Here is a 483-nt window from a genome sequence, read left to right as displayed (position 1 = left end):
GTTCATACGGGAACTGACCGCCGTTGGTCTGAACAACGTAGGCAATACGAGTACGGAACGCACCTTTAATGCCGGTCAGTTTTTCAAACACTTCATCACTGGCGGTATGACCAGCATAACGCAGCCACTGCTTGTTCACTTTGTACGAGTTCTGAGCAAGTACAGTACCCGGTGCCAAGCCGACAATGCAGTTGGCTGATAATACCGTTTCACTTGATGGTGAAACGAAGCGGCTGTTTGCGCAGATGACCTCATTGCTTGCCAGGATTGAAGAGCACACCAAAGACTCGGCGAAAGGCCAGGGAACTGTCGTAAAGGTCAGCACGCCTCAGCCGGGCGTTATGCGCACGGTACCACTGTCAATTGATGATCCGTTGATGAATGACTACGCGAGAGTTGATTGATGGCCAACAATAATGAAATTGATCCTTTGCTGACGCTGGAGTTATCCGGCGTAAAAACGTATGAGTCCCAGGAGGAGGC

General features: G+C 50.5%; 1 protein-coding gene. It reads left to right on the top strand.

Going from position 1 to position 483, the window contains the following annotated elements; translation table 11 throughout:
- Positions 1–185: 185 nt before the first annotated feature.
- Complete coding sequence (locus K0039_RS20915; protein WP_063118407.1) at positions 186–404, top strand: hypothetical protein; 219 nt, start codon at positions 186–188, stop codon at positions 402–404.
- Positions 405–483: the final 79 nt, after the last annotated feature.

Origin of the sequence: Terrisporobacter mayombei (assembly GCF_020748465.1) — a bacterium.
GTDB lineage: Bacteria > Bacillota > Clostridia > Peptostreptococcales > Peptostreptococcaceae > Terrisporobacter > Terrisporobacter mayombei.
The sequence above is the reverse complement of the archived record's forward strand: the minus strand, read 5'-3'. Positions and strand labels throughout refer to the sequence as shown.

Excerpts from the sequence above, each read along its gene's own strand:
- K0039_RS20915 (WP_063118407.1), top strand. The coding sequence starts at position 186 with ATGCAGTTGGCTGATAATACCGTTTCACTTGATGGTGAAACGAAGCGG.